8 protein-coding genes are annotated in these 5,321 nt (G+C 62.5%); 3 read left to right on the plus strand and 5 right to left on the minus strand.

Features of this window, described 5'->3' with window-relative positions:
• From rnpA to RMN99_RS01150, 3 genes are all read right to left on the minus strand, one after another.
• On the minus strand, positions 1–210 hold a 210-nt coding region (gene rnpA, locus RMN99_RS01140; RefSeq protein WP_309621450.1), incomplete at its 3' end, for a ribonuclease P protein component.
• Positions 211–224: 14 nt separating this feature from the next.
• Complete coding sequence (gene rpmH / locus RMN99_RS01145) at positions 225–359, minus strand: 50S ribosomal protein L34 (RefSeq protein WP_309621451.1); 135 nt, start codon at positions 357–359, stop codon at positions 225–227.
• A 128-nt stretch (positions 360–487) separates the two neighbouring features.
• Positions 488–1,177 (minus strand): alpha/beta hydrolase, encoded by a 690-nt coding sequence (locus RMN99_RS01150; RefSeq protein WP_309621452.1) that lies wholly within the window; start codon positions 1,175–1,177, stop codon positions 488–490.
• Positions 1,178–1,356: 179 nt separating this feature from the next.
• Here RMN99_RS01150 and RMN99_RS01155 point away from each other — a divergent pair, with 179 nt between their 5' ends.
• Together RMN99_RS01155 and RMN99_RS01160 are read left to right on the plus strand one after the other, a co-directional pair.
• A complete protein-coding gene (locus tag RMN99_RS01155; protein WP_309621453.1) occupies positions 1,357–2,865 on the plus strand; it encodes a YifB family Mg chelatase-like AAA ATPase in 1,509 nt (502 codons plus the stop codon).
• 9 nt (positions 2,866–2,874) lie between these two features.
• Positions 2,875–3,642, plus strand: a complete 768-nt coding sequence (locus RMN99_RS01160; protein WP_309621454.1) for a hypothetical protein — start codon at positions 2,875–2,877, stop codon at positions 3,640–3,642.
• Between the two features lie 142 nt (positions 3,643–3,784).
• Here RMN99_RS01160 and RMN99_RS01165 read toward each other — a convergent pair whose 3' ends face one another.
• Complete coding sequence (locus RMN99_RS01165; protein ID WP_309621455.1) at positions 3,785–4,300, minus strand: helix-turn-helix domain-containing protein; 516 nt, start codon at positions 4,298–4,300, stop codon at positions 3,785–3,787.
• 201 nt (positions 4,301–4,501) lie between these two features.
• On the opposite strand from RMN99_RS01165, the gene RMN99_RS01170 reads away from it, so the two are divergent.
• On the plus strand, positions 4,502–4,855 hold the full coding sequence (locus RMN99_RS01170) for a CC_3452 family protein (RefSeq protein ID WP_309621456.1): 354 nt from the start codon (positions 4,502–4,504) through the stop codon (positions 4,853–4,855).
• Between the two features lie 255 nt (positions 4,856–5,110).
• Here RMN99_RS01170 and RMN99_RS01175 read toward each other — a convergent pair.
• Positions 5,111–5,321, minus strand: a 211-nt coding sequence (locus RMN99_RS01175) for an HAD-IA family hydrolase (RefSeq protein WP_309621457.1), incomplete at its 5' end; no start/stop codon positions are given.

Genomic DNA, 5,321 nt, shown 5'->3' on the forward strand with positions numbered 1-5,321 from the left:
CGCGACGGGAAGCGCCTCGCGCAGCAGTTCGCGAAACCGGCGCTTCATCCGGTTGCGGACCACCGCGTTGCCGATTTTCTTGGTAACGGTGATGCCAAAGCGCATTTCGTCCAGCCCATTGGGCTGGGCCAGCAAAACAAAACCGGGACGTGCTACGCGCAGGCCCCGGTTAGCACTGAGAAAATCGGCCCGTTTGGTCAGGACCGACATCTTCGAAGTCGCGCTCAGGCAGACAGCTTCTTGCGGCCGCGGGCGCGGCGCGCGCGCAGGATCTTGCGGCCACCCACCGTCGACGAACGCAGACGGATGCCATGGCGGCGGGCGCGGACGAGGTTGCTGGGCTGGAACGTGCGCTTCATTGTAGGAACCTTTGAATTTTGTTGTTCGGCGCGCCTTCGCGGGCGAAAGCGTCAGATCAGACGCGGGCCGTTACTGAAGGGGCGGTACAGAGTCAACCATTAGGTGACCCTGACCGCTCCCTATCTCATCAATCCAGCGGCACCCATTGCGCCATATCCGTGTCAGTCAGATAGCGGGCATCTTCGAAAGGTGCCGAATTGGTCATGGCATAAAAGGCCTTGGCCTGATCCTCGCCCATGCCCATTTCGACGTAGTAGTCGACGTAGGCCCGGTTCTCGGGCGCGCTGTCGGAATAGTCGGTTGCCTGGCGTCCTTCGTCGTCTTCCCAGGCGTGGACCGCAAATTCGCTGCCGGGTTCGGCAATCCGGCGCTTGCCGGCCAGGAACAGTTCGACCCCGCCCGAGCGGACAGAGCCACCTGCAGGCACGCGGGTGACAATGCCGCGGTCGTGGATCATCCGGCCCAGCCGCATGTTGGCCTTATCGTCTTCGGTCCCGGGAACCTCGACCAGCGCCAGCTCGGTGATCCCGGGATAGGCCGCCAGCATCGCTTCGAACTGCGCCGGGCTGCGGGCATCGGTCGTATCGACCAGCACCGCATGGTTTTCATCGATCACGCGGAACGGGCCGAACCGCGCAATCCCCCTGGGGATCGGCGCCGGCGGATGGACCAGCACGCGCTGGTTGCCGTCTTCGACGTAGTACTCGGTGATGGTCGTTGTCGTGCCGTCGTCGGAAACGCGCATTTCGATCTGCGCGGCAGCAGGACTGGCGGCAAAGGCGAGGAGCGACAGGGCGAAGGCGATGAATTTGCGCATCAGCAGCTCATGCGGCCCAGTCCGTTACCGGCGCCCCAACGGCAAGGGTTAAGATAAATTTGCCATGGTGTTTTTGGCAGCAAATCGCAGTTAGCTCCAGCTTGGCGGCAATCGCTCGACAAGCGGCGGCGAACAGGCCATCACCCAAGTATTCGTGCGTATTCACTTGGGGAATTACTTTGGTCGCGCTGGTCCGCACTGTCGCCTATCTGGGTCTTGAGGCGCGCGGGGTCGAAGTGCAGTGCCAGATTGCCCCCGGCCTGCCGCGCTTCAATCTGGTGGGTCTGCCCGACAAGGCGGTCAATGAAAGCCGCGAGCGGGTGCATGCTGCGCTCGCCGCAATGGGCCTGTCGCTGCCGCCCAAACGGATCACGATCAACCTGTCCCCGGCTGATCTACCCAAGGAAGGCTCGCACTATGATCTGCCGATCGCGCTGGCCCTGCTGGCGGCGATGGGGGTGACCGACGCCGAGCAACTGGGCGATTTCGTTGCGGTGGGCGAACTGGCTTTGGATGGCCGGATCGTTGCGTCGCCCGGCGTGCTGCTGGCCGCGATCCATGCTGCGGGCGAGGGCGTGGGGCTGATCTGCCCGGCGGTGCAGGGCAGCGAGGCGGCCTGGGCGAGCGGCGTGGCGGTGGTGCCGGCGCCCAATCTCACCAGCCTGCTCAATCACCTCAAGGGCACCCAGCAATTGCCCCAGCCGGTTCCGGGTGAAGCCGAGCCGGCCAGGTTCGGGCCGGACCTCAAGCAGGTCAAAGGCCAGGAAGTGGCCAAGCGCGCGCTCGAAATCGCGGCGGCGGGCGGTCACAATCTGCTGATGATCGGCCCGCCGGGTGCGGGCAAATCATTGCTCGCCTCATGCCTGCCCGGGATCCTCCCGCCGCTCAGCCCGGCCGAAGCGCTCGAAGTGTCGATGGTCGCTTCGGTGGCGGGAACGCTGGAGGAAGGGCGGATCAGCCGCGCCCGTCCGTTCCGTTCACCCCACCATTCGGCCTCGATGGCGGCGCTGACCGGCGGGGGGCTGCGGGTCAAGCCGGGCGAAGTCAGCCTCGCGCATCTGGGCGTGCTGTTCCTCGATGAGCTGCCCGAATTCCAGCGCGCGGTGCTCGATTCGCTGCGCCAGCCGCTTGAGACCGGCTCGGTCGATGTCGCCCGCGCCAATGCCCACGTTACCTTTCCCGCGCGGGTGCAATTGATCGCGGCGATGAACCCGTGTCGCTGCGGACATCTGGGCGATCCGGCGCTGGCCTGCAGCCGCGCACCAAGGTGCGCGGCGGATTATCAGGCCAAGGTTTCGGGGCCTTTGCTGGACCGGATCGATCTTCACGTGGATGTCGATCCGGTCAGCGCGGCCGATCTGTCGCTGCCCCCGCCGGCCGAAGGCAGCGCCGAAGTCGGCGCACGGGTCGCGGCGGCGCGCAAGGTGCAGGCCGCGCGAATGGAAGGCACCGGCAAGCGCTGCAACGCCGAGCTCGACGGCGACCGGCTGGAACTGCACGCCACCCCGGACGAGCCGGGCCGCAAACTGCTGCTGCAAGCCGCCGAAGCGATGCGCCTTTCCGCGCGCGGCTACACCCGCATGCTGCGCGTGGCCCGCACAATCGCCGATCTGGCGGGGGTTGAAGGCGTTGGCCGGATCCATGTGGCCGAGGCGCTGAGCTACCGACGGGTGGCGCCGCGGAATTAGGAGGCAGGCATGGCAGAACAGAGTTGGTGGGCGCTGTTCGCTGCCGCATTCAGCGGAGCAGGGAGCTTTGCCGCGATTGAATTGATTTACAAGGAGGTCAAGGAATGGCGGGCAGGCAAGCGCGATCACCAGCGCAATGTCGATCTCAGTCTTGGGTCTCTTCTGCGTTCCACAGACGAATTGGTCGGGAAGTTGAGGTCCCTGGCCGAGCAGGACTTTCTCCCAGTCCGCAGAAGATCAGATCATTCGCTAGGTGATTCCGAAGTGGCAAGCGTCGTTTACCTCTTCGTTCAGTTTTGGGCCGAAGTGGAAATCGTTCGCTTTCGCGGACTTTCGGTGGAGATTGCGCGCAGTGATAGAGGTCGGCAAACGCAAGCCTTCCTGAATTGCCTGCAATCGCGGAAGGTTCGCTTGATCGATCGAACTGCACAGCGGGCTTTGGGTGAGATAGCCTTGATTGATGGTCGGACGATGAATTTTGTCGAATTCGTTCGAAACGTTGAGCAGGACCCGTTGTTAGCGCGATGGCTACAACCGATGATCGAGTTTCTCGGAAACCTTCACGAATCTGAAGCGCGACAGCGTGTGTTGCAGTACTTTGTCGTTCTGCATGCACTGATCGACACCTTGGATCCCAATCATCTGATCACTCGGGAACGTCCGGGAACGCCCAACAAACTTAGCAGAGAGTCTCGGAAAGCTCTGAAGTATCGTGTGTTTGGTGTCTATCTTAGCTTCGTCACTGGATGGTCTAAATACATAGGGCCGCTAAATTAGCGGCCCTATGGTTTTATTAGGTCGGCGGTGCGCAGAAGGTCTATCTTCGTTGCAACCGCCTTTAGTTCGTTGCCGAGTTGATCGGCTTGATGACTGAAATAGCAATAAGTGCCGATTTTGTCAATCTCGCGAACCGAAAAGACTACCGCAGCACACTAAGCTCCGGCTTCACCAGCACATCCTCATACTGCATCGCCGGCTTGCCGACATCGGCCACGTCGCGCCATTCGAGTTCCATGTAGCCCAGCCGCCGCCCATCGTGGGCGTTGATGCCGATCAGGGCGATCGGCTGGCCATCGCGTTCGTCGCACAGCACCGGGTTGCTGGGCACGCCTTCGCCGTACTTTTCGCCCCATTGCCGCAGCGCCAGCATCGCGGGGAGCAGATCGAGCCCCTTGGCAGTCAGGCGGTATTCGATCTTGCGGCGATCTTCGGGCAGCGCCTGACGCTTCATGATGCCATGTTCGACCAGCCGCGCCAGCCGGTTGGAGAGGATGTTACGGGCGATCCCCAGGGTAGAGAGAAATTCCTCAAAATGGTGGAGGCCGTTGAACCCGGCGCGCAGGATCATGAAGCTCCAGCGTTCGCCCATCACTTCCAGCGCTGCAGGAAGCCCGCAGTTCTGCATGTCGTTCAATGGCTCGTGCAATTTGCCCATCTGGCGATCCCTTTGTGTCCTTGGTGCTTCCATAACTCAATTGCGCTTTGCAACCGACAAAAAAATCTTTGCTGCAACGCACAGTTTCTAGTTGCAACTGAAAACCTATCAAGGTAGGTAGCATTTAGCAACGCAAATCGAGTCTCCCCTCCCAGGACCCTTTCGATCCCTGCTTGCAGCAACTTAAGAGGGATACGAACCATGATCGCACTCAACCACAGCCCGCTCGCCCGCAGCCTCGTTGCCGCTGGCCTTGCCCTTGTCGGCACCATCGCCAGCTTCTCGGCCACCACCACCCCGGCGCATGCCGCTGCTGCATCTGAACGCTATCAGGTCCAGCTTGGCACCGCGCTCGAAGCGCCCAAAAGCAAGATCGTCAACGGCGTGGTGTGGAACTGCAGCGGCGATACCTGCGCCGGTGCCGTCGATGGTGCCCGCCCGATCAACACCTGCGTCAAAGTGGCCAAGGCGTTTGGCCCGCTGACCAGCTTTACCGGCCCCAAGGGCGCTTTCAGCGCTGATGAACTGGCGCAGTGCAACGCCAAGGCCGGCTAACCCCATCCAACCCCCGACGTCAGGCCCACTGACGCCTCAAGACTGGCCCTCGTTCGCAAGAACGGGGGCCTTTTTGGTTCACGCAGAGGCCGCAGGGAAGGAACAGAGGGCGCAGAGACGCTGCCTTTGCGGCGAAGCCGCTTTTGTATCTGGAGGGTGCGTAAATCGCGGCGTGAGAGAATGAAGTCTGAGCCTTCGGCTCGGCGCGACACCTCTGCGCCTCCCTTCTTCCTCCGCGCCTCCGCGTGAACCCGTTCAACCCAGCAACCCGCGCTCCATCAGCTCGGAGCGCAGCGCGGCGGCGTCGGTGAAATGGTGCGCCTGCCAGCCGCAGGCGCGCGCGCTTTGCACGTTGGGCAGGCTGTCATCGATGAACAGCATGGCTGCCGGGGTGAGCCCAAAGCGCCGCTCGGCCAGCGCGTAAATCGCCGGATCGGGCTTGGCCAGATTTTCAACGCCAGAGACG

This window comes from Novosphingobium sp., from assembly GCF_031417815.1.
Classification (GTDB): Bacteria; Pseudomonadota; Alphaproteobacteria; order Sphingomonadales; family Sphingomonadaceae; genus Novosphingobium.